Source organism: Citrobacter sp. GW821-FHT02E08 (assembly GCF_059421685.1).
In genome coordinates, this window is the sequence record NZ_JBWKVL010000003.1 from 72,811 (window position 1) to 98,163 (window position 25,353).

A 25,353-nucleotide genomic window follows, 5' to 3' on the forward strand; every position below is an offset into this window, starting at 1 on the left:
GAGGGAATGCTGACGTTTCTGAAAGCCCCGGTGGATGCACCGTTACTTAACGATAAATGCGAAATCGACGCCCGTTACCGCTACTGGCGGCGACATATTCTGACCACCATCTGGCTCGGTTACGCGTTGTTCTACTTCACCCGTAAAAGTTTTAACGCCGCGGTGCCGGAAATCCTCGCCAGCGGCGTATTGACCCGCAGCGATATTGGTCTGCTGGCCACGCTGTTTTACATCACCTACGGGTTGTCGAAATTTGTCTCCGGTATCGTCAGCGACCGCTCCAACGCCCGCTATTTTATGGGGATGGGGCTTATCGCCACCGGAGTGGTGAACATTTTGTTCGGTTTCTCCACCTCGCTGTGGGCGTTTGCCCTGCTGTGGGCGCTGAATGCCTTCTTCCAGGGCTGGGGCTCGCCGGTGTGCGCCCGTTTGCTGACGGCGTGGTACTCGCGCACTGAACGCGGCGGCTGGTGGGCGTTGTGGAACACGGCGCACAACGTCGGCGGCGCGCTCATTCCTATCGTGATGGCCGCTGCCGCCCTGCATTATGGCTGGCGCGCCGGGATGATGATTGCCGGATTACTGGCGATTGCGGTGGGCATTTTTCTCTGCTGGCGACTGCGCGACAGGCCGCAGGCCATCGGTTTACCGCCGGTGGGCGACTGGCGGCACGACGCGCTGGAAATCGCCCAGCAGCAGGAGGGGGCGGGGCTGACCCGCAAAGAGATCCTCACCAAATATGTCTTGCTGAACCCTTACATCTGGCTACTCTCGCTCTGCTATGTGCTGGTGTACGTCGTGCGCGCGGCGATCAACGACTGGGGCAACCTGTACATGTCGGAGACGCTGGGGGTTGACCTGGTGACCGCCAATACGGCTGTGACCATGTTCGAGCTGGGCGGGTTTATTGGCGCGCTGGTGGCGGGCTGGGGCTCGGATAAACTGTTCAATGGCAACCGTGGGCCAATGAACCTGATCTTCGCTGCGGGCATTTTGCTTTCCGTTGGCTCGCTGTGGCTAATGCCGTTCGCCAGTTACGTGATGCAGGCCGCCTGCTTCTTCACCACCGGTTTCTTCGTCTTTGGCCCGCAGATGCTGATCGGTATGGCGGCGGCCGAGTGTTCGCACAAAGAGGCGGCAGGGGCGGCCACCGGATTTGTCGGATTGTTTGCCTATCTTGGCGCATCCCTCTCCGGCTGGCCGCTGGCGCAGGTGATGGAAACCTGGCACTGGACCGGATTTTTTGTGGTGATCGCCATTGCCGCCGGGATATCCGCGCTGCTGCTGCTGCCGTTTTTGAATGCTCAGGCGCCGCGCGAGGTCAATGAAGCGTGACGCACCTCACCTTTTTGCGCCGAGTCGGGCAAAACTAAGAAATTTTCCCGGTTCCGCCTGGACGCTGTCTCAGGCCGGGTTGGCTGCTGATTTTTACAATGACTGCCATAAAGCAGGTGTAAAAATCAGGAGATATCCATCCCATGCTGGCCTTCCTAAACCAGGTGCGTAAACCGACCCTCGATCTGCCGCTCGATGTACGGCGTAAAATGTGGTTCAAACCGTTCATGCAGTCCTATCTGGTGGTCTTCATCGGCTACCTGACCATGTATCTGATCCGCAAAAACTTCAACATTGCGCAGAACGACATGATCTCCACCTACGGGTTGAGCATGACGCAACTGGGGATGATTGGGCTGGGTTTTTCGATCACCTACGGCGTGGGTAAAACGCTGGTCTCCTATTACGCTGACGGCAAAAACACCAAGCAATTCCTGCCGTTTATGCTGATCCTCTCCGCTATCTGTATGCTCGGCTTCAGCGCCAGCATGGGTACCGGCTCTACCAGCCTGTTCCTGATGATCGCGTTTTATGCCCTGAGCGGTTTCTTCCAGAGTACCGGCGGTTCGTGCAGCTATTCCACCATCACCAAATGGACGCCGCGCCGTAAGCGTGGCTCTTATCTTGGCATGTGGAACATTTCCCACAACCTTGGCGGCGCGGGCGCTGCGGGCGTAGCGCTGTTCGGCGCGAACGTCCTGTTCGACGGTCATGTGATCGGCATGTTTATCTTCCCGTCGATTATTGCGCTGATTGTGGGCTTTATCGGCCTGCGCTATGGCAGCGACTCCCCGGAATCTTACGGCCTCGGTAAAGCGGAAGAGCTGTTCGGTGAAGAGATCAGCGAAGAAGACAAAGAGACTGAAGAAAATGAGATGACCAAATGGCAGATCTTTGTTGAGTATGTGCTGAAAAACAAAGTGATCTGGCTGCTGTGCTTCTCCAACATCTTCCTGTACGTGGTGCGCATCGGTATCGATCAGTGGTCCACCGTGTATGCCTTCCAGGAGCTGAAACTCTCCAAAGAGGTGGCGATTCAGGGCTTTACTCTGTTTGAAGTGGGCGCGCTGGTCGGTACGCTGCTGTGGGGCTGGCTGTCTGACCTGGCGAACGGGCGTCGTGCGCTGGTCGCCTGCGTTGCGCTGGCGCTGATCATTGCCGCGCTGGGCGTCTACCAGCATGCCAGCAACCAGTACGTTTATCTGGCGTCCCTGTTTGCCCTTGGTTTCCTGGTGTTTGGTCCGCAGTTGTTAATCGGCGTCGCGGCGGTTGGTTTTGTACCGAAAAAAGCGATCGGCGCCGCCGATGGTATCAAAGGCACCTTTGCTTATCTGATTGGCGACAGCTTCGCCAAACTGGGACTGGGGATGATTGCCGACGGTACGCCAATCTTTGGTCTGACCGGCTGGGCGGGCACCTTCGCTGCGCTGGATACTGCCGCCATCGGCTGTATCTGCCTGATGGCCATCGTGGCCGTATTTGAAGAACGTAAAATCCGCCGGGAAAAGAAAATTCGAGAATTGAAAGTAGCTTAAGTGTGTATTTGGTAACGCTTTGCCCGGCTTAATGCCGGGCTTTTTTATGCCTGAAGTCAGTCAGTCTCCAGGGATGTAAATGTAAATGTTTCGCCGTCAAAAAGTCCCTGGCTGGTGAGCTTTAACGCAGGGATGACCGGCAAAGAGAGAAACGCCATCTGGATAAACGGTTCGTCGGGCAGTGCACCGCACTCGCGACCCGCCGCCTTGAGCGCATCAATCTGCTTCGCCAGCGATTGTGCGGTGTCGGTGCTCATCAGACCGGCTATCGGTAGCGCTAAATGACTCTGTACGTGCCCGTGACGAACCACGCATAGCCCGCCGCCATCGGCGATCACCTGATTCACCGCGAGGGCCATCTCTTCGGCGCTGCGACCAACCACCACAATATTATGGCTGTCATGGCTAACGGTTGCCGCCAGCGCGCCTTCACGCAAGCCAAATCCGCCCAGCAAACCGCAGGCCGGGGAGAGCTGGTGCCCGTAGCGCTCAAGGACGGCGATGTAGCAGATATTATCGCGATCGAAGCCATCCGGGGTACACAGACAGGTGCTGGCGTGAGTAATTAATTCGTTAGGGATAACATCAATGACCCGATAGCGTTTTCCGGGCGTGAAATGCAGCGGGAAGTCGGCAGCGGATACCGGTTGCCGCGCAATGGTGTTGCCATAGGGAGGCGCGCTTCGCGCCAGTCTTGCGGGTTCTTCTGCTTTCAAAGCATCGGTGTTGATGGGCTCTCCTTTGACAAAGACCTGCTGTACCGTTACGTGACGGGCATCGCTAAGCAGAACGATATCCGCCTGTTTACCGGGAGCCAGCAGCCCAAGATGGTGCAGGCCAAAATGCCGCGCGGCTGACCAACTGGCGACGCGGTAAGCAACGTGAAGCGGTACGTTATGTTGTAAAATCAGCCGCCGAATAAGCGCGTCGATATGTCCCTCATGAGCAATTTCCCACGGGTTACGGTCATCAGTGCAAAGCATGCATTGCAGGCTGTTCATCTCATTGACAAGCGGTGCCAGCGCGTTGAGATTACGGGCTGCGGAACCTTCACGGATCATGAGTGCCATTCCGAGTTGCAGTTTGCGGCGACCCTCCTCCAGACGATAGCTCTCGTGGCAATTCTCGATCCCGGCGGCAATGTAGGCGTTAAGCGCTTTGCCGCTTAGTCCCGGGCAGTGACCGTCTAGCGTCAGGTGGCGAAAGGCATCCAGTTTATCGAGAAGCGCATTCTGTCCGGCAATGACGCCAGGATAATCCATCACTTCCGCCAGCCCGGTTACCAGCGGATGATCGCGCCAGGCGAGCATTTGCTCGAGGGTAAAAGAGGCTCCGTTCACATCACATCCCGCCAGGGCCGGAACGCAGGAACTGACCTGAAGGTACTGATTTTGCTTTGCCTGTTCTGCACAGCGGACAAACCAGGCAAATCCGGTTTCACCCATCACGTTGACGATTTCGTGCGGATCGCAGATGACCGTGGTGAGTCCGCGCGGCAGCGTCGCCGTTTCAAAGGTCACGGGCGTCATCATGCTGGATTCAATATGCAGGTGTGAATCGATAAAACCAGGCACTGCCGTTGCGCCGTGGGCATCCACGCGATGTAATACCGGGGCGCCGATATATTCTGGGCCGATGCCCGCGATATGCTGTCCTTTAATAACAATCGGCCCTGCCATTTCTCCGCCGTTGATGAGGTCGAGAAGAATGACATTATCAATAATATAATCGGCGACGGCTTCGCCACGAGAAACCGCCAACAATTCCTGCTGTTCCTGGCGGCTAATGTAATGAAACTTATAGCTAATAAAAGTATTCATATTTTTCTCATTTTGATTTTATCAATTTGATTGTTATTTATCATTAAGAAACACCAAATTATTATTTAAAGTTTATCGGCTTACGCACAATTGCAATGTGATAATTATCACTGAATTAAGTATGGGATATGTTTAAAAAAGAGATAGTTAATATTCTCGTTAATGGATGAAAAAAATGAATAATGAGATCAGTGATGACATAAGAGAGGATTCAGGTAGCCTTTCGCGATTCTTTAAAATTCACCAGCACGGTACAACCGTACGTACTGAAATGATCGCCGGTATGACGACATTTTTAACGATGGTGTACATTGTTTTCGTTAACCCTCAGATATTGGGGGCCGCGCAGATGGACCCCAAAGTGGTGTTTGTGACGACCTGTCTGATTGCCGGTATCGGTAGTATTGCGATGGGAGTGGTTGCCAATCTGCCTGTCGCACTGGCGCCTGCAATGGGGCTGAACGCGTTTTTCGCGTTTGTGGTCGTCGGGGCGATGGGCGTGAGTTGGCAAACCGGTATGGGCGCAATATTTTGGGGAGCCGTGGGACTGTTTTTGCTCACGCTCTTTCGCATTCGCTACTGGATGATTTCTAACATTCCTGTCAGTTTACGTATTGGTATCACCAGCGGCATCGGTTTATTTATCGCAATGATGGGGTTAAAAAACGCAGGTGTCATCGTTGCAAATAAAGACACGCTGGTGGCGATCGGTAACTTAAGCTCACATACAGTATTACTGGGTATTTTAGGCTTCTTTATTATTACCATTCTGTCATCCCGGAATTTTCATGCCGCCGTGCTGGTATCAATCGTGGTGACATCGTGCTGTGGGTTATTTTTCGGTGATGTGCATTTTAATGGCGTATATTCTGTTCCGCCCAATATCAGCGCTGTGATGGGCGAGGTAGATTTGAGCGGTGCATTATCGCTTAATTTGGCCGGTATCATTTTTTCCTTCATGCTAATCAATTTATTTGACTCATCAGGGACGTTAATTGGTGTAACGGATAAAGCAGGGTTAATCGATCAAGACGGTAAATTTCCTAACATGAATAAGGCGCTGTATGTCGACAGCCTGAGTTCGGTCGCTGGGGCGTTTATCGGCACCTCTTCCGTTACCGCCTATATAGAAAGTACCTCAGGCGTGGCGGTGGGTGGACGTACGGGCCTGACGGCGGTGGTGGTGGGGGTATTATTCCTGTTGGTGATGTTCTTTTCACCGCTGGTGGGGATGGTTCCCGCCTATGCGACGGCAGGGGCGCTTATTTTTGTTGGCGTTCTGATGACCTCGAGCCTGTCTCGCGTGAACTGGGACGACTTTACCGAATCGGTTCCTGCGTTTATCACGACGGTGATGATGCCGTTTACCTTTTCCATCACCGAGGGGATTGCGCTGGGTTTCATGTCGTACTGCATTATGAAAGTGTTTACCGGGCGCTGGCGTGAGCTAAACCTCTGTGTCATTGCCGTGGCGGTGCTTTTTGCGTTGAAAATCATTCTGGTGGATTAGTATTCACAGACGGTTTCCAGATATCATGAGTGCTGATAAAGCAGGAGAACTCATGGTCTGGATAATGCTGGCCACACTGGCGGTGGTGTTTGTTATCGGTTTTCGGGTGCTCACTTCCGGGTCCCGACGGGCGATTCGCCGTCTGAGCGAGCGTCTTGGTATTGATGTGGTGCCGGTGGAATCGATGATCGATCAAATGGGCAAAACGCAAGGCGAGGCGTTTTTACAGTATCTGCACCGCCCCGATGAATCGCATTTACAAAATGCCGCACAGGTGCTGCTGATCTGGCAGAACGTAATTGTAGACGGCAGCGATCAGAGCCTGCAACAGTGGCATCGTTTACTGCAAAAAGCCCGGTTGTCGGCGCCGATTACCGACGCGCAGGTGCGCCTTGCGCTGGGTTTTCTGCGCGAAATGGAGCCCGATATGCAGGAGATTAACGCCTTTCAGATGCGCTACAACGCGTTTTTTCAGCCCGAAGATGGCGTTCACTGGCTGCACTGATATCAATATTCGTGATGATGATTATCCTGGATCGTCATTATATTTATACCCCACCTCCCGCGCATGATGCCCCTCGTTAACGCTTACGACGAGGTTCATCATGTACCAGGCTATTCACCAAAACGCAATGACCTGGCCCGCACGGTACCGAATCCGATGATTAACGGACATCAGGAGAGGATCTCCGGCTGCGTATGATGCCGGACTGGCAAGCGTGTAACTAGTGTGACGAGACAGAGTGATTTTATAGCTAATAGGCTATAATTTATCTATAGCTTATTGGCTATGAGGGATCGCTTATGTGGGATGTTGAAACAACGGACGTTTTCGACAGGTGGTTTGACGAACAAACTGAAGCACTCAAGGAGGACATGCTCGCCGCTATGATTATTTTGTCCGAATATGGTCCCCAATTGGGAAGACCGTTTGCGGATACGGTGAACGACTCCGCTTTTTCGAACATGAAAGAGTTACGCCTTCAGCATCAAGGTAGCCCAATTCGGGCGTTCTTCGCGTTTGATCCTTCTCGTCATGGCATCGTGTTGTGCGCTGGAGATAAAACGGGGTTAAACGAGAAGAAATTCAATAAGGATATGATTAAGTTTGCAGATGCTGAGTACAGAAAACATCTTAATAAGTAAGGAAAAATTATGGCTACCCTCAAAGAGTTGATGGCTAAACAAACCCCGGAAAGTCAGGCGCGTATTGCTGAAAAAGTCGAGGAGATGCACCAGGCTATTGCGTTAAATATGTTAAGGGAAGAACTTAACCTGTCTCAGGCAGAACTGGCCGCGGCAATGGGCGTTAAGCAACCAACCATTGCAAAAATGGAACAGGCTGAAAATGATCCTCGCCTCTCTACGTTGAAACGTTACGTAGCAGCGCTGGGTGGCGAGTTAAGTATTGATGTTAAGTTGCCTACAGGTAAGAGAGTGGCGTTCCATATTTAATGCGCCGGGATGACGTATTCTTTCGGTGTAAGGCGTTTTAGTTGCTAAAACGTTAAGTTCGTCACATTTAAAATGTTACACTGCGTAACTTTTCTACAAAAAATAGACGCAGGTAACAAAATGAGTGAATGTATAGCTGAAAAATCCCGCGCTGGAGAAATGGCCCGACCTAACTGGTCTGCGGTATTTGCTGTGGCGTTCTGCGTCGCCTGTCTGATCACCGTAGAATTTCTGCCCGTTAGTCTGCTGACGCCAATGGCGCAGGATCTGGGGATCTCTGAAGGCGTTGCCGGTCAGTCGGTGACTGTAACCGCGTTTGTCGCTATGTTTGCCAGCCTGTTCGTTACCCAAATTATCCAGGCGACCGACCGTCGCTATGTGGTGCTCTTGTTTGCCATTCTGCTGACGATTTCATGCCTGCTGGTTTCGTTTGCCAACTCCTTCACATTACTGCTGATGGGTCGTGCTTGCCTCGGACTGGCGCTTGGCGGGTTCTGGGCGATGTCTGCGTCGCTCACTATGCGCCTGGTTCCGGCGCGTACGGTACCGAAAGCGCTGTCGGTGATTTTCGGCGCGGTCTCTATTGCGCTGGTGATCGCTGCGCCGTTGGGCAGTTTTTTAGGCGGTATTATTGGCTGGCGTAACGTCTTTAATGCGGCGGCGGTGATGGGGGTGCTGTGTATTCTCTGGGTGCTGAAAGCGTTGCCTTCTCTGCCTGGTGAACCGTCTCACCAAAAGCAAAACATGCTTAGCCTGCTGCAACGTCCTGGGGTGATGGCCGGAATGATTGCCATCTTCATGTCGTTTGCTGGCCAGTTCGCGTTCTTTACCTACATTCGCCCGCTGTATATGAATCTGGCGGGCTTTGACGTTGATGGTCTGACGCTGGTGCTGTTGAGTTTTGGTATTGCCAGCTTTGTCGGCACCTCGATCTCTTCCGTTATCCTCAAACGCTCGGTCAAACTGGCGCTGGCGGGCGCACCGCTGGTGCTGGCCGTGAGCGCGTTGGTGCTGACATTATGGGGGAGCGACAAAGGGGTCGCCGCAGGGATCGCCATTATCTGGGGGCTGGCGTTTGCGCTGGTGCCGGTCGGGTGGTCAACGTGGATCACGCGCACGCTTGCCGATCAGGCGGAAAAAGCCGGATCTATTCAGGTCGCGGTGATCCAACTGGCAAACACCTGTGGCGCAGCGGCAGGGGGCTACGCACTCGACAACCTGGGTTTACTGTCACCGTTGGTGCTGTCAGGCGGATTGATGCTGCTGACGGCGCTTTTGGTCGCCTCGAAAGTGCGCATAAAAAGCGCCCATCCGTAAGCGGGAAGGGTGACCCGGAGGTCACCCTTTGACTTAATTAAAGCCGTTATTTTCAGCCGTAGCGGCAAACCATTTGCCGCTCTGTTTAATGGTGCGCTGTTGAGTCTCTAAATCTAACTGCACAAAACCGTAGCGGTTTTTATAGCCGTTCAACCATGACCAGTTATCAATAAAGGTCCACATGTGGTAGCCAAGGCAATTGCAGCCTTCGCTAATGCCTTTGTGCAGCCACTTCAGATGTTCACTGACAAATTCAATGCGGTAATGGTCGTTAATGTGACCATCCTCGATAAAGCGCTGCTCGTTCTCGACTCCCATGCCGTTTTCAGAAATAAAGCAACGCGGGTTGCCGTAATGATCGCGCAGGTTAGTAATAATATCGTAAATACCCGGCTCATAAATTTCCCAGCCGCGGTAAGGATTCATTTTACGCCCCGGCATTTCGTAGTAATCAAATAATCCTTCCGGCATAAAGGGGGCGTCAGGATGGACGGCAGAATCCCGGCACTTCACACGGCGTGGCTGGTAGTAATTGATCCCCAGCAGATCAATCTTACCGTCGGCAATCAGTTCTTTGTCACCAGGCTGACACGCGGGGAGCTGATCGTACTCTTTCAACAATGCGATCAAGTCGGCGGGATATTCCCCTTTTAGTACCGGATCAAGGAAGCTGCGGTTAAACAGCAGATCCGCATGATGTGCGGCTTTAACATCTGCCGGATGTGCCGAGCGCGGGTAAGAGGGCGTTAAGTTCAGCACCACGCCAATTTCACCGTCGTGGCTTCCGGCACGGTAAGCGCGAACCGCTAAAGAGTGCGCCAGCACCGTATGATACGCCACGGTAGCTGCGCGTTTGAAATCCACCACGTTGGGGTAATGGAAGTCATACAAATAGCCCCCCTCGACCGGAACAATCGGTTCGTTGAAGGTAAACCAGTGCTTAACCCGGTTGCCGAACAGATCGAAACAGAGTTGCGCATAGCGACCAAAAGCCGCCACCACGTCTCGGTTTTCCCACCCGCCTTTCTCCTGCATCACCATCGGCATATCGAAGTGGAACAGTGTAATAAACGGCGTGATCCCCTGCGCCAGTAACTCGTCGATCACCTGATTGTAGAACTCAACGGCTTCAGGATTGACCTCGCCGGTGCCGTCGGGGATCAGACGCGACCAGCTCAGCGACGTACGGAAACTGTTATGTTTCAGCTGCTTTAGCAGTGCGATGTCCTGTTTCCAGTGCTGGTAAAAGCCAGAGGTATTCTCCGGACCAATCCCTTGATGGAAACGACCTGGCTGGCTGGCGAACCACGCATCCCATGTGGTCTGGCTTTTGCCGCCGTTCAGGCTGTCGCCTTCGGTTTGCAGCGCCGAGCAGGCACTGCCCCACCAAAAGTTTTCAGGAAAACGGTATCGCATTGTTTTTTCTCCTTGGTCAGCAACAAATGTCTGTTCCAAAGAGAATAGGCGAATTTAGAAAAAAGAAACCGGTTACAGCGCCCGTTTTCAAGGTAGAACGGGCGAAATAAACGATGCAATACCGTGTGTTACATATCAGGGCATTCAACCTTGCCCAGCGCTTCCCAGTAGTTGTTCTGGTTATTTCGCTCGATGGCGATAATCGCTTCACGGATATGCTGCTGATTGACTTCACCAGACATAATGCTTTTTTCCCATGCCGCATCCGACATTGAGGCCTGCGGTGTGCAGATTTTGCGTAAGTCGTTCAGCACTGTCGTCTTTTCATTCGCCGTCTGGAGCCCGCCGTAAGCCGAGTTGGCCTGCGCAATTCCCGGCAATACGAGCAGGGCGGTCACGAGCGGTAACATGATTCGTTTCATAGTCATCATCCTTTTATCAATGCGCATCATCACTAGAGTAAGTGTAGACAGTTCAGTGCTCTCTCATCAGCCTGTGCTACCTTCAATAATGCGTTCAACCATAAGTTGTAGTTTTTCAGAGGGATAAAATGCAGATACAGATTACCGATACGGTGACCGAAGAGGACCAGAATGCGCTCTTTAAGGGGCTGCGAGCCTATAACGCACAGTTTATTAAAACCACGAATTTCGGCGATCTTGCGGTCTACTGGCGGGATTCGCACGGTGAGATGCAGGGGGGATTAATTGCGAAAATCAAGGGCGACTGGCTGAGCATTGAGTATGTGTGGGTGAGTGAATCCTTACGTAAAGCGGGTTATGGCAGCAAACTAGTGCAGGCGGCGGAGCAAACTGCGCAGGCGCGGGGTTGCCTGCATGCACTGGTGGATACCTTCAGCTTCCAGGCGCTGCCGTTTTACCAGAAACACGGCTATACACAGCAAATGACGCTGCCGGACTTTCCGGAAAAAGGCATTTCCCGCCACTATTTGTCGAAAACATTTTGATGACCGGATGGCGGAGCCAGCAGAAAACCAGGACTTCTGCCATCCGGTATTTTCCCGTTATGCCTTTTTCTTCTTGCTGATGCTTTTTCGATTTTTAATCCGCCACGCCTCTCCCGTTATAGTCATTTCATTACCCTCTGGCGGTTATTTTAAAAGGATAAAAACGTGAAATTGACGATACCTCATGTCTGGACAGGCACGGCAGTATTGCTGGCGGGATTACTGCTGGCAGGCTGCGATCAACAAAGCAGCGACACAAAACACATCAAAGTGGGCGTGATTAACGGCGCTGAGCAGGATGTGGCGGAAGTCGCCAAAAAAGTGGCAAAAGAGAAATACGGCCTGGACGTCGAACTGGTCGGCTTTAGCGGCTCGTTGCTACCCAACGACGCCACCAACCATGGTGAACTGGATGCTAACGTCTTCCAGCATCGCCCATTCCTCGAGCAGGATAATAAGGCGCACAACTACAAACTGGTGACGGTGGGCAATACGTTTGTCTTCCCGATGGCGGGCTACTCGAAGAAAATTAAAACCGTAGATCAACTGAAAGAGGGGGCAACGGTGGCGATCCCCAACGACCCAACCAACCTCGGTCGCGCGCTGTTACTGCTGCAAAAAGAAAAGCTGATCACGTTGAAAGCGGGGAAAGGGCTACTGCCAACGGCGCTGGATATCACCGACAATCCGCGTCACCTGAACATTATGGAACTGGAAGGCGCACAGTTACCGCGTGTCCTGGACGATGCAAAAGTCGATGTGGCGATTATCAGCACCACTTATATTCAGCAGACCGGGCTGTCTCCGGTGCATGACAGCGTGTTCATTGAAGATAAAAACTCGCCGTATGTGAACATTCTGGTGGCGCGGGAAGACAATAAAGACGCCGAAAACGTGAAAGAATTTCTTCAATCCTATCAGTCGCCTGAAGTCGCTAAAGCGGCAGAGAAAATCTTTAACGGCGGCGCGGTGCCGGGCTGGTGATGCTCACCCGTTGCCGCGCCGGTGGACATCAGACCCCTCTGGCGCGGCGGCGGGAGTCCATTGAAATCAGCACTACTGAGGAGAGGATCAGCAGCGTACCCAGCCAGTCCGGCAGGGTGAACGTGATCCCCAGCAACAGCAGTGAGAGCAATGCGCTGCTCAATGGCTCTGCGCAGCTCAGAATACTGGCCCTCGGCCCGCCAATCATCTGCGCGCCTTTCAGGTACAGGCTGAACGTCAGCGACGTGCCGATCACCACCAGATAGAAAAACGCCAGAATCAGACTGCCATTCACCACGAAGTGGGTGCCCTCTCCAGCGTAAAACGGCAACAGGATCACCCCGCCGATTAACATACTCCAGCCGACAATCGGTAACGTGCCGTATCGCGCAATCAGCGTAGAGGGGTAGGTCGTATAAAACGCGGCGGCAAAGGCCGAGGCTATTCCCCAGAACAGCGCGGAAGGTGAAATTGTCAGCGACGTTGGGTTGCCGTGAGTCACCAGTAAAAAGGTGCCAATCAGCGAGGTGAGAATGGCGGTCAGCACCAGAATGCCGGGCCGTGCTTTACGCACCAGCGCGAACCACGCCACGATAATCGTCGGTGACAAAAATTGCAGCACCGTGGCGGTGGCGGCGTTGGATTTCTCGATAGTGAGCAGGAAGGTCAGCTGTACGGTGAGCGCGCCGGCGATGGAGAAGATCAGCAGGCTCAGGGCGTCTTTGCGATTCCTGAGGATGGAAAACACCTTATCGCCATGCACAAAGGAGAGCATGAGGAGAATCAGTCCGGCGAATATCAGACGCGTCATCGTTAGAAACTGCGACGACATCTGGCTTTGCTCCATGATGTACTGCGCGCATACCCCTGAACTGCCCCACAATACGGCGGCGATCAGGACGTTCATCATCCCTCTTCTGGTGGAACTCATTATTTCCTCTGCGTGTTGTTTTGTCTTTTTTATGTGCAGGCATCATAGCAGAGATAATGTGCAAGTCGTCACCGGTAACCGCGTGGATATCCTGTCTAAATAATTCGATGGCAAACCGACGGCAGAACGGGAAAAATAGCCTGATGGCGATCGGACTTATACTCGGGGAGTGCACATGTTCCGCCTTGAAGATCTCACGTTGTTTGTCCGCGCTGCGGCGTTAAACAGTTTTAGTGACGCCGCACGAGAAGCCGGCGTACCGCCTGCTCAGGTCAGTTCGGCTATCAAACGGCTGGAATCCATATTAAACATTCGCTTGTTCGCCCGCTCGACCCGCAGCCTGCGCCTGACGCCGGAAGGTGAAATCTGGCTACCCTACGCCCGCCAGATGCTGGAGGCGATGTACGCGGGGTTGCAAAAGATCCAGACGCCGGACGATGAGATTTCCGGGATGCTGCAAATTGCCGTGCCGTCCGACCTCGGGCGAAACCTGCTGTTGCCTGTTTTTCAGTCCTTCCGCCGTCGCCATCCCGCGCTACGGTTGCGGATATTTTTCTCCGATCAGATTGCCGATGTGTTCAAAGATCCGGTTGATGTCGCGTTTCGTTATGGGCATACCGAAGACGCCTCGTATATCGCGCTGCCTGTTGCCCCCGGCAATCGCCGCGTGCTGGTGGCCTCGCCAGACTGGATTGCGCAACATGGCGAACCGCACAGCCCGGAGGATTTGGCGCAGCGCAATGCGTTGACGTTCGTGCTGCGTGGGCGTCTTCACGACCGTTGGACGTTCATCCGCAACGGCGAAGTCAGTAGCGTGCAGGTGAATGGCGTCATGATGAGCGATGATGCCGAAGTCATCCGGCGGCTGGCGATTGCAGGAGAAGGGATTGCGTACAAGTCCTGGCTGGACGTCTGTGACGATGTGCGAGACGGAAAGTTGCAGGTGCTGATGCCGGAATATCAGGGCGAGAGCGCGCCATTAAACATGATCTGCCCGCACCGCAAACAGCTCTCCGCCGCCGTGCGTTTGCTGCATGAAGCGGTAAAAGCGCGCTGTGACGCGCTGGAGCCGTTACTTCCCTGAACCCGAACCAGACGCGAAATGTCGACCGTACCAAAAGTGTTCAGGTATGCGCTTTTGGTACAGTCTGTGAACGCCGCCGGTTACGCGTCCTGATCCATACTGTCTTTACTTTGAATTAGCCTGAGCGCCAGATAAAGGTCGGGAGCAAAGATAATATTACTCTCGTCCATCATCGGTCGGTGTTCAGTAAACCAGCGTGTTAACTCCGTTTTTCGGCCTGCCAGCACTAACATGATGTTGCGGGTCTGGAGTTCATTGATTAATTCATCAATGGTGGCTAATACGCTGATATCCGGATGGGTAAAGCACGCAACGGCGTCAATCACCACCCATTTGGGATCAAACGTGGCGCCATCAACCAGATTCAGTATCCGCCGTTTAAAATAGGCCGCATTAAAATAGGTCAGAGGTGAATTAAAGCGATACATCATGACACCAGGGACCATTTTGATATCGTTGGTATTACCTAAGGAATGGATCATCCCATTTTCATCTGTCCCGAGCAGTTGCTCAGTCGGACGAAATACGGTGCGCAAAAATTGCAGCAACCCCAGTAATACGGCAAGCCCGATTCCCTGAATAACGCCAATCAATAACACACAGACAAACGTAAAGCAGGCCAGACGGAAGGCTGGTTTATTTCGTTTTCTCAGCCCCCACAGCCCACGTAAATCGATCAACGACCATGAGGCAAAAATTAAAACGACGCCGAGGGCGGAGACCGGGATGTATTTTAAGGGGTCAGTGAAGAACAAGACGATAACCGCAATCACCAGCGCGGCGATAATAGACACCAGCTGGCTTTTACCGCCGTTGGCGTCATTTACTGCGGTGCGGGAGTCTGCGCCGCTAATAGCAAATCCCTGCGATAAACCGGACATGATGTTCGCAATGCCGAGGGCTCTGAATTCAACGTCGGCGTTAATCCCATAGCCGTTTTTGGCCGCAAAGCTGCGCGCTGTCAGCATCAGGCTGACAAAACTGACTAACGCCAGGTTGAGCGCCGGGATCACTAAATCACGCATTAAACCGGGCTGGAATGTTCCCCAGTGGACAACGGGCAGACCTGACTGAAAATTATCGCCGCCGATGGTGGCAACACCAAGCTGTTGTGCCGGGGTACACCACATCAGTAGTGTCATCAATATGATGGCAATTAAAGGGGCTGGCCACTGGCTGCGGAACTTCTTGACAGTAATGAGGATGGCGAACGTTAGCAGTGAAATCGCGGCGGTTAATAAATGGCTGTCCGGGATCCGACCCGGTAAGGCGATAATTTTCTCAATCACCTGCTCCTGGTTGAGCGTAATTCCCAGCACTTTTCCCAGTTGCCCCACGATAATGGTGATGGCAACACCGTTAAGTAAACCGGTCAGGATCGGGTGTGAAAGCAGGTCGGCAATGGCGCCAAGACGAAACTGGCTGGCAAGAATACACCACACGCCCATCATCAGTGTCATGACGATCGTTAGCTGCCAGTGAAGTTCAGGGTTTCCGGCGGCCAGAGGAATAACGACGGCCGCGATAACAGCGCAGGTGGTGGCATCGGGGCCCACAATCAGCTGTCGGGAAGAACCAAACAGCGCATAGGCAATCATCGGTAAAATGCAGGAATACAGCCCGACGACAGCCCCCACACCGGCCAGCTCGGCATACGCAATGGCAACAGGAAGCGCCACCGCCGCGACGGATAATCCAGCTCTAATATCCTGTTTTAGCCAGCTTTTTTCGTAATCTAATAAATTCTTTAAGCCTGGCATGTAATTTAAAAGAATATATTTGAGCATAGTATTCTCCGGAGCGGGTTAACTGCTCGACTGCATTTAGCGGACATATCATGCAATGTGAAATGCAACGCGTCGCTGATAGATTATGGATGCCAGCGACGTCACGCTCCAGCAGGAGCATGACTAACTAAGATCCGGCGGCAGGCATTGTAACAGAAGCGGCAGAACGCTGAGTAGGCGCGCCTTGGTGTATAGGTGCTATGGTGTAGCGGGCGCAAAGGTTGGATTCAAATACCGGGTAAGATAAATCGGTAGAGTCATGTGCATTCGCGAAAAATATGTTTGCTTGTTCAGGGGGGGGCTGGGCTACTTCTTCGCTTCGTTTTTCCACTGTAGCAAACTGGAAATATTCTTCTCGCCTTCGGCTTCTTTCAGTCGACGCTGCTGATTTTCAAACTGAATATATTCTGCCTGTGCTTTTTCATCCGCCATTTTCTTGCTGATCTTGCCTGAACCTTCCAGCACTTCACGGTCGTTAAACTGCAGGAACTGATCCAGCTTGTTTTGCCAGTCTTGTAAAAACACCTGCTGGCGACGTCTTGCCTGATCTTCGGCAAAGTCGAGCCACATATTGACGATCCGATTAAGCTCCTTCACTTCATTCTGATTAAGGTAATTTTTCGCGACGGTTACATCACTTTTACGGATCTCCTCGCCTTTATAGCTGGTTAAGCCCATATGCGGTTGATTAGCATCGGCACGCTGGTGAATCAACTCCGCAGCAGTATGGCCTGTGCAGGCAAAATGCAGTTTATTCTGGATGATCTGAAAAAATTGCGTCGTTTCGTTGAGTGAGGGTTGGTAGTCCGACGCTAGTGCAAAAATTTCCCGCACCCGTAAATAAACCCGACGTTCGCTTGCGCGGATATCACGGATGCGCTCCAGCATCTCATCGAAATAGTCGGGTACGGAAGATGAGTTGACCGGCGGATTCTTCAGCCGCTCATCGTCCATGACAAATCCTTTAACCAGATATTCCCGCAGCGTTCGGGTGGCCCACTGACGGAATTGCGTGCCGCGCACGGAGCGGACGCGATAACCGATGGCGAGAATGACGGGCAGGCTATAGTGAAGTGTGTTGCGATTTACCTGGCGCTGGCCTTCCTGTTGAACTTGTAAGTAAGCCTTACAAGTTGCTTGTTGTTCAAGCTCACCTTCTTCATAAATCGATTTAATATGTTGCGTAATGGCCTGAGGCGTTACCTGGTAAAGGTTCGCTATGGCTGCTTGTGAGAGCCATAGCGTTTCATGTTCAAAACGACAAGTAATATGAACAGTGCCGTCTTCACTGGCAAACATGACAAATTCCCCTGATGGGGATGGGGTTACGCTTTTATCTGCCATGTCGCCTCCGCTTTAATTCGACGTACTACGCTGTAGAACGCTTAGTATGCCAGAGATTGATTCTGATCCTGCTAATTCAAACGTGGTTTTGCGAGCAGCTTTCCAGAGGAATATCACCATATCTGGCTGACTGCAATTAGTGCGCGAACGACATCGCCCCTTCAATCTCTTTCAGCTTCCGTTGCGCCGCTTTCAACTCCGCAAGCAGCGTTTGCTCTTGTTCGCTCCCGGTCATCAGAACAAGACATCCCTCCGCGACTTTTACCGTCACCTGTTGCCCGGTATCAAATCCCGCGTCTCGTAACCATTTCCCTGAAAGCGTCAGGCTGGGTGTGCTTTTATTCGTTCCCTGCGGGCGATATCCCACAATGAGCGTGCGATCGGTTTTTGCAATCGGGGTGTCTGGGGTAGAATGCGGATCAGCCATAATCAACTCCTTGATAGTTGGTGAGGTTAGACGCCCTTTAGTGCTCCAACACTGCTGGGCGTTGTCAAAATTACGAACCCATGTGGTAGGTACCACATGCAGATAAACTAACCGAAATGGTACCTACCATGCAAGAGAAAAAGAAACCCAATTTTGACCGTACTAAAAGCACGATGAAGAACATCCGTTTTGAGGATGAGCTTCTGGAGCAGATCGAGAAAGCAGCGGGGAAAGGGAATTTTAGTAAGTGGGTTAAAGAGGCTTGCATGCTTAGACTGAAACACGAGTAAATGGAACCTATATCATTAACGGACTTTAAAGCTGTGCATGTTTAATAATATGCACAGCTTATTTAAAAGGATAGGATACATTAAAATAATGTAATCAATCTCAATATTTTTTTTGATGGGATATATTCTATCCCTGCCAATAACTTCACTGGTTTATTATTTTGTGTATTAATAAACTCTAAAAGGATATTGAATTTGGATGTGTTGTATTCTGTATTGTATGACATTGAGTATATATAATTTGAGTTAATTTTCTGTTTTATCTCATTAGCTAACTCTTGAGACGATATATTCTCCAACCCTGCGGACAGAAGAGAACCGATTTTATTGTCGCGAATATATTTTAGTTTGGCCTCATCGACGACAATATTCATTGTGTTTAGTTCTTGTATATCTAAATGAATTGCGTTTAGAGAAAATTGAGTATCGACTTTAAAACCATCTATCACAGGTCTTTCTATTTTATATGACAATAAAATACCATATAGATCAGAATTAACACTTTTACAAACAAAACCACTATTCTCAAATGGATAACCACTAATATTTACATCTTCGGAGTCAATTCTATCAGGCTCATGCCCTTGTATAATAATGTTTTTATGTTTTATAAATAAATCAACTAACATTGTAGACAAAACTGTCTTTAGGCGAGATGTGTAAGACATATCAGCATAGCCAATATATGGGAGGTAATTCTTTAAATTTTCATCAAAGGCATTAAACATCTCATTTGATAAGTTGTTTATATATACCATATAATACTGTGTGCTATGCTTATACTCTGAGTTATTTCTTATAACAAGAGTTTCAAGTAAAAATTCGCAGAGCAAACCTTGATCGAAATGATTGCCTAAATAATCGCCTACCAATATACTATGACTACTTTTTTTGTTAAATATCGGTATTATTTTTTTGAATACTTCATTTCCATACCAATCACTTTCTATTAGCGATGAGTCAAAAACCAAAACAATATCTTTTTTCTTTTTATCAGGTATTAGCGCATTCTTCAAATCATCATAATTAATATTTTTATTTTTCAGAGACTGTACAAGGTATTTTTTAAAATGATAGATTTGTACGCGAATATTTTCTGGAGTCAAAGAAAAATAATCACGAAAAACTTCTAGCATGATGTTACCTCGTGCATTTAACGTATGAATCACAGTATCCATGGTAATTCCTTTTAATTAGGCGATCTGAATATATTCCCTACATTAGTGTAACACGTTATCTTGAATAGGTTATTACCTCTCATATGAGAGGTGCAATTTAACTAATGCTTGAAATGATATCGAAGAATGAATTTTGGCGGAAGATCACAGGAGTCAGTTTTTATATATAACACACTGATAAAAAACGACAAATTGATTAAGGTGATATTTTTTTATACACATTCCTATACACATGAGCTTCGTCATATTCATTCGTATCTTTCGGCAAAAAAATAATTTTTAACTAAACCATTCACACTCTTCACTAAGCAATTTTTGGATTTAAAAACAGACGGTTAAGTGATGAATGGTTGATGAACAGTGAATGCTTTACTGTTCATCATTTTATCCATTATTGGCCCCACAGGCTAAGTTTATGGTGGCTTAATCTAAATAGAGATATTCTTTTGGTGCTTCTTTGTTGATGCCTAAGGAGTATGTTTTTATAAGGCAATTTTTATCTTGATCGAAAGTTATGTTTTTAGGGAGCATGCTATCTGCGACCTGAGGTTGGTCTTTTACTATCCTAATGAAGTTTTCTTTAATAATGTTTTGAGTGATTTTTTGTATAAAGATCAATTCTTTATCTTTTCTAATGAAATAATTTGGTTCGGTTTTTAATCCCAACACATTTAAAATCAGGCCTGCTATACGTGCATTTTTAAAGTTAGCTCTTCTAGTGATGTCCTTTATCTCATCGTACAGTTTTCTGATGAGTTTCTTTTTGGTCTTTTTGTAGAAGTCACCATCCATTCCTTCTGGAATAGAAAAAATACCATCCCAGACAATATTGTTTTGAACGTGCCATGTTGTGAAATTATTAGACTGACACTGAGAAGCGTTGAAAATAAGTTCTACTAAAACGTCTGAGACGAAATAGTGTATGTCAAAGATGTGTCTTTCTCTATCTCTGACACTATACTCATAAAAAGATTTGGTTTTAAATTTTGATGTTAACTTAATGAAGTTTTTTATAAATGTAACAGCTATTAATAACTTGCTAATTATTTCATTTTTAGCTATGTTATCTTCTAAGCTATCAATTAAATAAGTTTGCTGCGTGCACATTTTTATGTTTTCAAGGATTGAATTTAATGCGCAATTTGTATCAAGGAAATTATCATTTTTAAGTTTGTTCTCTAAATAAATAATTGCACCTCTAAAGTAAGCTTCCCACTGCTCGCTATCAAATTTCATGAAACACTTATAACTAAAGTTTAGTGGACATAAGTGACCACGATTTAATTCATCAACTAGCAAATAATTTCCGTAAATTGTTTTTGACCAATCTTGAAAGTGGCCGAGGAAACCCGAGTGATAGCCATCATCCTCATGGTAGATAATTGAATTTTTATTGTTAATTGCTTCTTGTGAAATATTTGCTGAGAACTGGTGAAGAGGTATGCGGTATTTATTATATCTTGTTGTGGCGAAGAATATGTATGCTGCTGTCTGCGGTGAAGTGGCAACAAGTACTCTGCAGAAATTTCTGTTCCCTATAAGATACAAAATATCATTTGCTGTTCCGGTTACTCTTTTTTCACCATCGCCAGCAAATTTTATTAATGAGTTTGCAGAACGAGATAGCTCATCACATACAATTGCCAGTTCAGACTCAATGCCTTTAACAATATATTTATAAAGCGCGTTAAAATATTTCTCACTATTCCTTTTCCCAAAAATAGGTGGAGCTAAAAACGCATAATAAATCCATAACATGAAGCATATTAAAAATGAAAGGCCGAGAACCGCTTGAATGGTTATTTTTATCTCGAAATTGGTGTCAAGTACCCACCATTTCGCAGAACTCCAAATGTCGGTTATTAAACTTATTAATCCAGCTAAAGCAATAATAAAAAATGTGATTTTATAAAGAGGGACTGGCGCTATAGAAATTCTAAATTTATATCGTATATCAGTTACTGTAAAAACAACCACTAGTAATGCAAGAGAGGCTAAAAACTCTGAGAAACCAAATATTTTCATACCAGAGGTTGTAAGATTGGGCGGAACAAAGCATAAAGCATGGAAAAAACAAGTAACTGGCTCCATAGGAATTCTTCTTTTGAAATAATGAATATGAAAGGCCTACGTAATTATAATCATTATGTAGGCTTTTTTTCAAGAGCAGGCATTTCTCATAATGTTGGCGGTTAAACATTAATGGAAATGCTTGCGACAGATCTTAAACCTTAAAACCAGCATCAGCTAGTATGCTTTGTTATTGATTGAAATTTGAATTACATTTTGGCATCCAGTCTGTATTGCTCTCTTCCCTAAGTGAGAGATTGGTTTGTACCCCCTGATTTGTTCGACGTTTCTCATAATCCAAACCATATTCTTTAAGCATAGATGCCAATCCTTTCCCAAAGGAGGTCAAGCTGAGTGTGTTTTTATATCCATGTGCTTCCATATAAACAAGATAGGCATGGTACAAGTACTGCCGAGGTTGGCGAGGCGCAAGGTTGGCATTTCCCATATACATGCCCTCCGCTTTAGGCAGCGTCTTAAGATAGCCGCAAAAATCAAACGTCGGATCAGCGTCGCGCTTGATACTGAGTGCCTCATCAGAGTTCTGCTGTGACTGGAGCAGCGTGCGCGCCGTCATCGGGTCGATGAACTGCTGCATAAGCTGGCGCACGATGACGGCCAGCTCGCGTGCGATTTTGTCTTTAAGCTGCGGATCGCGCTCCTCCGGGGCGATTTGCTCCGGGAAATGAATGATGACCCGGCGACGGGACACACCACCGCTGCGGTCAGTGAAGCGCATCGGATTATTGTTCACGGCCAGAATGACTGCCGGGATATAGGCCGAATAGGCGTCGCGGTATTTCGGGTCAACTGACACGGCATCGCCGCCGGTGATGGCTTTAAGTCCTGCGCCGTCCCCGCTCCATTTCTCCTGGTCTGGCAGGCGTATCAGCGAGAAGCCAATCAGCGCCGCGCGCTCACGTGGTGATTCCAGCGTCTCGATGGTCGCTGACGTGGCGTTGTCCTCCCCGGCGAGCAGGGTCGCAATTTCAGCCAGAATACTTTTCCCGCTGCCTCCGGGGCCGGTCACTTCGAGAAAGAGCTGCCAGTCGTAGCGGTTCGCCAGCACCATAAAAAGCGCAGCCAGAATCACGTCGCGCTTTTCAGCGTTGCCGCTGGCCGCACGGTCGAGCCAGCGCCAGAAATTCGGCGCGTGGGTTTCCAGCGTTTCACCCTCCACCGGCGGGGTAAAGTCCACGTCGCACAGCGTGCGCAGCCAGTGAGATTTGCTGTGCGGTCTGAACACGCCGGTGAAGGTATCTAGCACACCGTTGCGAAAGCCAATCAGGCGGCGCGCGGGAGCGGCCTGCTGGGGAATAATCAGTTTCAGGGTATCGACCACCGAGGCAATTCTCCCCGACGAGAACGGGGCGCGCAGGCGCTGGAAAAGCCCGGCCACGTCGCGCGCAAAATCCGACGGCGGGATGATTTTCCATGTCCCGGCCTCATACCGGGACAGGAGCTGGCCGTTCGCATCCACTGCCAGCGCTTCGCCGTAATGCTCATGCACCCGCATCGCTTTTTCACTGGTGCTCATGGCGGTAAACTCCGCCTCGCTCATGGTGTCGAAAGGGCTTTGCGCCGGTGGTCTGATGGCTCCGTAAATCGCTTTCCGTGTGGCGTCTGCCCCCTGCTGCACAAACGCATCATTCCAGTCACCGAACACCGGCGGGAGGGCAACCGTGCCCTCACAGGCCTGTGCCGCCGCTGCGGCTTTGGTCTGGCCGTTCCCGCTGAGGTCGCGGTCAGCAGCGAGGACAATCTGACAGGCCGGATGTTTCTGACGGGAAAGGCTCGCCAGAGAAAGAAGGTTCACGGACGACAGCGCCACCATGACGGTTTCGCCGGTCAGGTGATGCACGGTAAGCGCGGTCGCATAGCCCTCCGCTATCCACAGCCGTTTTCCCGCTTCTTTTTTCCCTTCGATAAGGTGATACGCCCCTTTTACCGCTCCGCCTTTCAGGGTGCGTTTGAGGCCGTCAGCATTAATAAGCTGAACGTTAACCAGCGCGCCGGTATCGTCCTGCAGCGGCATGACCACATCACCGGCGCGGTAGGTCACGCCGCCGGTTTTGTGCGTGGTGGTCAGCGTCAGGTATTCGAGCGCAGGAAAGCCCTTGCGGGTCAGGTAGGCGTTGCCGGTGGCCGGGCGGGTTTTCTCCAGAAGCTTTGCGGCAAGCGTGGCTGCAGCTTTGCGGCTGGCATCAGTTTCAGCCTCAGCGACAGCAATAATGTCCTCAGCAACCGGCGGCAGGCTGCCAGTCAGGGCGCTCACCTTCCCGGCCGCCTCGGAGGGCGACACGCCGAACACCTTCTCGACCAGTTTCAGCCCGTCACCCGCGCCGCACTGGTTGCAGAACCACGTCCCACGTCCCTCTTTGTCGTCAAAGCGAAAGCGGTCAGAGCCGCCGCACACCGGGCAGGCCTGATGCTGGTTTTTAATCACCTTCACACCCAGCGCCGGGAGAATGCGCGGCCAGTGGCCGCATGCCTGTTTTACAGTTTCCGTTACGTTCATTTTCATCGTTATTTTCTCCCTCAGTGCACAACCGGCGCGGCGATATGACGGGCGCAGAGCTCATCCATGACGGCCATCCCCAGAAAGGACAGCGAAGGCGCGGCTTTTAGTGGCCCGGCTTCCATTAAATCTTCCAGCAACGCACAGGCAATCTGGCGGCCTTTGTCCTCACCGTGCTGGCGCAGGTAAAACCCTTCCAGCTCGGCGGCCATGGCATTTTCCAGCGCATCAAGGGTGAGTTGCGGGTAGCGGTGCTGACGTTCGCACAGGGTCAGCCAGGCACAGGCCACGGCACGACGATACAGGGCGGCGCGTAATACCGGCGGTAACGGCTTTTTCATACGCTACCCTCCCCGGCCAGCCAGCGCTGATTGCAGCGTTCGACCACGCCGTCGAGCTGGGCGGTCATCAGGTAAATCACGGAGTTAAGCTGCGACTGCTGCGCGGGGTCGCGACGGAGGGTAGTGCAGTCCTGCTCCTGCATCATGGCACTGACAAAGTGGCCGACGTTGCGCAGGTGCTCAAGGCATTCGAGTTCTTTAATGCTGAGGGTGGTGTGTTTCATGCGTGTCCCTCCGCAACCGGCAGACGGCCAGCAAACGAGAGGACGTAATCACGAACGAGAGAAAGACGTGCGGCGTGCTCGTCACCGGCAACGGTGCGGAGCATACAGATACGGGGTTTACGGTCTGCGCGGCGAACGGCGGCAAACACGAAGATGAATTGTGGGTGTAATGGTGCGAGGGTAGTAGCCATAATGGCAGCCTCCTTGAAGTAGTTTGAAAAACTACCACCGGAAACGCCAATTTCACTGGTGGCAGCCCGAACGGGGTTGGCGTAACCGGCCTTCAAGGAAACCGGCCAGCCCGAAGGCTGCCCCGCCCGGACTACCATTATCAGAAAAGACCACTGGTGCACGAATAAACACCACAGCCCTGAAAATGGGTGTGCCTGAGCAACGACATAAAAAAACACGCATGGCGCGTGTCGTGTCGCCTTGAAGTTATTCGGAACGCCAATTCCGGCTGCCGATTTTGCGACAGCGGGAAAACTATACCTGGAAATGACGAGCGGAAGCAAGCCAGAAAAAGGGGCTTTCAGAAGAACGGCCATCATCATGCGTCACAGCTCCGGTTACGATCGGCGATCCGCTCGGCCATCCATGCAGTGATTTCTGACTGCGCCCACGCCACGTTTTTACCGCCAAGTGAGATCTGTTTCGGGAAAGCCTCCCGGCTGATGAGGTCATAAATTGTCGAACGGGACAGGCCGCACAGGTGCATCACTTCAGGCAGGCGAATAAAGCGCTCCTGAACGGCGTCAGAAAACGGCATTGGCGGGGCGACTGGCGCAGAAGACGGGGAAGAAAAAGCGGTGTGCATCGG

General features: G+C 50.6%; 25 protein-coding genes. 11 read left to right on the forward strand and 14 right to left on the reverse strand.

The window, feature by feature from the left end:
* Positions 1-6 precede the first annotated feature (6 nt).
* Positions 7-1,335, forward strand: coding sequence for an MFS transporter (locus AC07UY_RS04735; protein WP_494700895.1), 1,329 nt, complete (start codon positions 7-9; stop codon positions 1,333-1,335).
* 143 nt (positions 1,336-1,478) lie between these two features.
* Entirely contained in the window at positions 1,479-2,870 is a 1,392-nt protein-coding gene (uhpT, locus tag AC07UY_RS04740; RefSeq protein WP_494700894.1) for a hexose-6-phosphate:phosphate antiporter UhpT, read from the forward strand.
* Between the two features lie 56 nt (positions 2,871-2,926).
* Here the strand turns inward: uhpT and adeD are convergent, their stop codons facing one another.
* Positions 2,927-4,690 carry an adenine deaminase gene (gene adeD, locus AC07UY_RS04745; RefSeq protein WP_494700893.1) on the reverse strand — a complete coding sequence of 588 codons (1,764 nt, stop codon included), beginning with the start codon at positions 4,688-4,690 and terminating at the stop codon, positions 2,927-2,929.
* A gap of 175 nt (positions 4,691-4,865) precedes the next feature.
* On the opposite strand from adeD, the gene AC07UY_RS04750 reads away from it, so the two are divergent.
* The 5 genes from AC07UY_RS04750 to nepI all read left to right on the forward strand — a co-directional run bounded on the left by AC07UY_RS04750 (position 4,866) and on the right by nepI (position 8,972).
* The gene (locus AC07UY_RS04750; RefSeq protein WP_494700892.1) at positions 4,866-6,200 is read left to right on the forward strand and encodes an NCS2 family permease; all 1,335 of its coding nucleotides are present in this window, start codon (positions 4,866-4,868) and stop codon (positions 6,198-6,200) included.
* Positions 6,201-6,252: 52 nt separating this feature from the next.
* Positions 6,253-6,705 carry a DUF1198 domain-containing protein gene (locus AC07UY_RS04755; RefSeq protein ID WP_203359535.1) on the forward strand — a complete coding sequence of 151 codons (453 nt, stop codon included), beginning with the start codon at positions 6,253-6,255 and terminating at the stop codon, positions 6,703-6,705.
* Between the two features lie 299 nt (positions 6,706-7,004).
* A complete protein-coding gene (locus AC07UY_RS04760; protein WP_494700891.1) occupies positions 7,005-7,346 on the forward strand; it encodes a type II toxin-antitoxin system RelE/ParE family toxin in 342 nt (113 codons plus the stop codon).
* Between the two features lie 9 nt (positions 7,347-7,355).
* A complete protein-coding gene (locus AC07UY_RS04765; protein ID WP_494700890.1) occupies positions 7,356-7,655 on the forward strand; it encodes a helix-turn-helix domain-containing protein in 300 nt (99 codons plus the stop codon).
* 120 nt (positions 7,656-7,775) lie between these two features.
* Positions 7,776-8,972 (forward strand): purine ribonucleoside efflux pump NepI, encoded by a 1,197-nt coding sequence (nepI, locus tag AC07UY_RS04770; RefSeq protein WP_494659598.1) that lies wholly within the window; start codon positions 7,776-7,778, stop codon positions 8,970-8,972.
* A gap of 33 nt (positions 8,973-9,005) precedes the next feature.
* Here the strand turns inward: nepI and AC07UY_RS04775 are convergent, their stop codons facing one another.
* Positions 9,006-10,388, reverse strand: a complete 1,383-nt coding sequence (locus AC07UY_RS04775; protein ID WP_494659599.1) for a glycoside hydrolase family 1 protein — start codon at positions 10,386-10,388, stop codon at positions 9,006-9,008.
* 128 nt (positions 10,389-10,516) lie between these two features.
* Positions 10,517-10,810, reverse strand: coding sequence for a YicS family protein (locus tag AC07UY_RS04780; protein WP_203359540.1), 294 nt, complete (start codon positions 10,808-10,810; stop codon positions 10,517-10,519).
* Positions 10,811-10,938: 128 nt separating this feature from the next.
* On the opposite strand from AC07UY_RS04780, the gene AC07UY_RS04785 reads away from it, so the two are divergent.
* Complete coding sequence (locus AC07UY_RS04785) at positions 10,939-11,355, forward strand: GNAT family N-acetyltransferase (protein WP_494659600.1); 417 nt, start codon at positions 10,939-10,941, stop codon at positions 11,353-11,355.
* Positions 11,356-11,520: 165 nt separating this feature from the next.
* Positions 11,521-12,339: a lipoprotein NlpA gene (gene nlpA, locus AC07UY_RS04790; protein WP_494659601.1), complete on the forward strand. Its 819-nt coding sequence runs from the start codon at positions 11,521-11,523 to the stop codon at positions 12,337-12,339.
* Positions 12,340-12,367: 28 nt separating this feature from the next.
* Here the strand turns inward: nlpA and AC07UY_RS04795 are convergent, their stop codons facing one another.
* Positions 12,368-13,270 (reverse strand): carboxylate/amino acid/amine transporter, encoded by a 903-nt coding sequence (locus tag AC07UY_RS04795; RefSeq protein ID WP_203359543.1) that lies wholly within the window; start codon positions 13,268-13,270, stop codon positions 12,368-12,370.
* 175 nt (positions 13,271-13,445) lie between these two features.
* On the opposite strand from AC07UY_RS04795, the gene AC07UY_RS04800 reads away from it, so the two are divergent.
* Positions 13,446-14,354 (forward strand): LysR family transcriptional regulator, encoded by a 909-nt coding sequence (locus AC07UY_RS04800; protein WP_494659602.1) that lies wholly within the window; start codon positions 13,446-13,448, stop codon positions 14,352-14,354.
* 80 nt (positions 14,355-14,434) lie between these two features.
* On the opposite strand, the gene AC07UY_RS04805 is transcribed toward AC07UY_RS04800, so the two are convergent.
* The 3 genes from AC07UY_RS04805 to AC07UY_RS04815 form a co-directional block, all read right to left on the reverse strand.
* Positions 14,435-16,141 carry a SulP family inorganic anion transporter gene (locus AC07UY_RS04805; RefSeq protein ID WP_494659603.1) on the reverse strand — a complete coding sequence of 569 codons (1,707 nt, stop codon included), beginning with the start codon at positions 16,139-16,141 and terminating at the stop codon, positions 14,435-14,437.
* A 306-nt stretch (positions 16,142-16,447) separates the two neighbouring features.
* Positions 16,448-17,485, reverse strand: coding sequence for a virulence RhuM family protein (locus AC07UY_RS04810; RefSeq protein WP_494659604.1), 1,038 nt, complete (start codon positions 17,483-17,485; stop codon positions 16,448-16,450).
* A 136-nt stretch (positions 17,486-17,621) separates the two neighbouring features.
* Positions 17,622-17,912, reverse strand: a complete 291-nt coding sequence (locus AC07UY_RS04815) for a SymE family type I addiction module toxin (protein WP_301700247.1) — start codon at positions 17,910-17,912, stop codon at positions 17,622-17,624.
* Between the two features lie 128 nt (positions 17,913-18,040).
* Here AC07UY_RS04815 and AC07UY_RS04820 point away from each other — a divergent pair, with 128 nt between their 5' ends.
* Positions 18,041-18,202 (forward strand): YlcI/YnfO family protein, encoded by a 162-nt coding sequence (locus AC07UY_RS04820; RefSeq protein WP_494659605.1) that lies wholly within the window; start codon positions 18,041-18,043, stop codon positions 18,200-18,202.
* Positions 18,203-18,282: 80 nt separating this feature from the next.
* Here AC07UY_RS04820 and AC07UY_RS04825 read toward each other — a convergent pair whose 3' ends face one another.
* From AC07UY_RS04825 to AC07UY_RS04855, 7 genes are all read right to left on the reverse strand, one after another.
* On the reverse strand, positions 18,283-19,380 hold the full coding sequence (locus AC07UY_RS04825) for a hypothetical protein (RefSeq protein WP_494659606.1): 1,098 nt from the start codon (positions 19,378-19,380) through the stop codon (positions 18,283-18,285).
* Positions 19,381-19,803: 423 nt separating this feature from the next.
* On the reverse strand, positions 19,804-21,471 hold the full coding sequence (locus AC07UY_RS04830) for a hypothetical protein (protein ID WP_494700889.1): 1,668 nt from the start codon (positions 21,469-21,471) through the stop codon (positions 19,804-19,806).
* A 169-nt stretch (positions 21,472-21,640) separates the two neighbouring features.
* A complete protein-coding gene (locus AC07UY_RS04835) occupies positions 21,641-23,974 on the reverse strand; it encodes a primase-helicase zinc-binding domain-containing protein (RefSeq protein WP_494700888.1) in 2,334 nt (777 codons plus the stop codon).
* A 14-nt stretch (positions 23,975-23,988) separates the two neighbouring features.
* Positions 23,989-24,309, reverse strand: a complete 321-nt coding sequence (locus AC07UY_RS04840) for a DUF5375 domain-containing protein (RefSeq protein ID WP_494700887.1) — start codon at positions 24,307-24,309, stop codon at positions 23,989-23,991.
* Positions 24,306-24,533, reverse strand: coding sequence for a hypothetical protein (locus tag AC07UY_RS04845; protein ID WP_063157516.1), 228 nt, complete (start codon positions 24,531-24,533; stop codon positions 24,306-24,308). The genes AC07UY_RS04840 and AC07UY_RS04845 overlap by 4 nt, the downstream gene beginning before the upstream one ends.
* On the reverse strand, positions 24,530-25,087 hold the full coding sequence (locus AC07UY_RS04850) for a host cell division inhibitor Icd-like protein (RefSeq protein ID WP_494700886.1): 558 nt from the start codon (positions 25,085-25,087) through the stop codon (positions 24,530-24,532). The genes AC07UY_RS04845 and AC07UY_RS04850 overlap by 4 nt, the downstream gene beginning before the upstream one ends.
* Complete coding sequence (locus tag AC07UY_RS04855; RefSeq protein ID WP_063160807.1) at positions 25,084-25,350, reverse strand: helix-turn-helix transcriptional regulator; 267 nt, start codon at positions 25,348-25,350, stop codon at positions 25,084-25,086. The genes AC07UY_RS04850 and AC07UY_RS04855 overlap by 4 nt, the downstream gene beginning before the upstream one ends.
* Positions 25,351-25,353 lie beyond the last annotated feature (3 nt).

Coding starts and splice junctions, on each gene's coding strand:
- AC07UY_RS04850 (WP_494700886.1), bottom strand. CDS start 25,087: ATGATGATGGCCGTTCTTCTGAAAGCCCCTTTTTCTGGCTTGCTTCCG.
- AC07UY_RS04840 (WP_494700887.1), bottom strand. CDS start 24,309: ATGAAAAAGCCGTTACCGCCGGTATTACGCGCCGCCCTGTATCGTCGT.
- AC07UY_RS04765 (WP_494700890.1), top strand. CDS start 7,356: ATGGCTACCCTCAAAGAGTTGATGGCTAAACAAACCCCGGAAAGTCAG.
- AC07UY_RS04825 (WP_494659606.1), bottom strand. CDS start 19,380: ATGGATACTGTGATTCATACGTTAAATGCACGAGGTAACATCATGCTA.
- AC07UY_RS04760 (WP_494700891.1), top strand. CDS start 7,005: ATGTGGGATGTTGAAACAACGGACGTTTTCGACAGGTGGTTTGACGAA.
- AC07UY_RS04820 (WP_494659605.1), top strand. CDS start 18,041: ATGCAAGAGAAAAAGAAACCCAATTTTGACCGTACTAAAAGCACGATG.
- AC07UY_RS04775 (WP_494659599.1), bottom strand. CDS start 10,388: ATGCGATACCGTTTTCCTGAAAACTTTTGGTGGGGCAGTGCCTGCTCG.
- AC07UY_RS04735 (WP_494700895.1), top strand. CDS start 7: ATGCTGACGTTTCTGAAAGCCCCGGTGGATGCACCGTTACTTAACGAT.
- nepI (WP_494659598.1), top strand. CDS start 7,776: ATGAGTGAATGTATAGCTGAAAAATCCCGCGCTGGAGAAATGGCCCGA.
- AC07UY_RS04755 (WP_203359535.1), top strand. CDS start 6,253: ATGGTCTGGATAATGCTGGCCACACTGGCGGTGGTGTTTGTTATCGGT.
- AC07UY_RS04830 (WP_494700889.1), bottom strand. CDS start 21,471: ATGGAGCCAGTTACTTGTTTTTTCCATGCTTTATGCTTTGTTCCGCCC.
- AC07UY_RS04800 (WP_494659602.1), top strand. CDS start 13,446: ATGTTCCGCCTTGAAGATCTCACGTTGTTTGTCCGCGCTGCGGCGTTA.
- AC07UY_RS04780 (WP_203359540.1), bottom strand. CDS start 10,810: ATGAAACGAATCATGTTACCGCTCGTGACCGCCCTGCTCGTATTGCCG.
- AC07UY_RS04795 (WP_203359543.1), bottom strand. CDS start 13,270: ATGAGTTCCACCAGAAGAGGGATGATGAACGTCCTGATCGCCGCCGTA.
- AC07UY_RS04845 (WP_063157516.1), bottom strand. CDS start 24,533: ATGAAACACACCACCCTCAGCATTAAAGAACTCGAATGCCTTGAGCAC.
- adeD (WP_494700893.1), bottom strand. CDS start 4,690: ATGAATACTTTTATTAGCTATAAGTTTCATTACATTAGCCGCCAGGAA.
- uhpT (WP_494700894.1), top strand. CDS start 1,479: ATGCTGGCCTTCCTAAACCAGGTGCGTAAACCGACCCTCGATCTGCCG.
- AC07UY_RS04805 (WP_494659603.1), bottom strand. CDS start 16,141: ATGCTCAAATATATTCTTTTAAATTACATGCCAGGCTTAAAGAATTTA.
- AC07UY_RS04785 (WP_494659600.1), top strand. CDS start 10,939: ATGCAGATACAGATTACCGATACGGTGACCGAAGAGGACCAGAATGCG.
- AC07UY_RS04815 (WP_301700247.1), bottom strand. CDS start 17,912: ATGGCTGATCCGCATTCTACCCCAGACACCCCGATTGCAAAAACCGAT.
- AC07UY_RS04835 (WP_494700888.1), bottom strand. CDS start 23,974: ATGAAAATGAACGTAACGGAAACTGTAAAACAGGCATGCGGCCACTGG.
- AC07UY_RS04810 (WP_494659604.1), bottom strand. CDS start 17,485: ATGGCAGATAAAAGCGTAACCCCATCCCCATCAGGGGAATTTGTCATG.
- AC07UY_RS04855 (WP_063160807.1), bottom strand. CDS start 25,350: ATGCACACCGCTTTTTCTTCCCCGTCTTCTGCGCCAGTCGCCCCGCCA.
- AC07UY_RS04750 (WP_494700892.1), top strand. CDS start 4,866: ATGAATAATGAGATCAGTGATGACATAAGAGAGGATTCAGGTAGCCTT.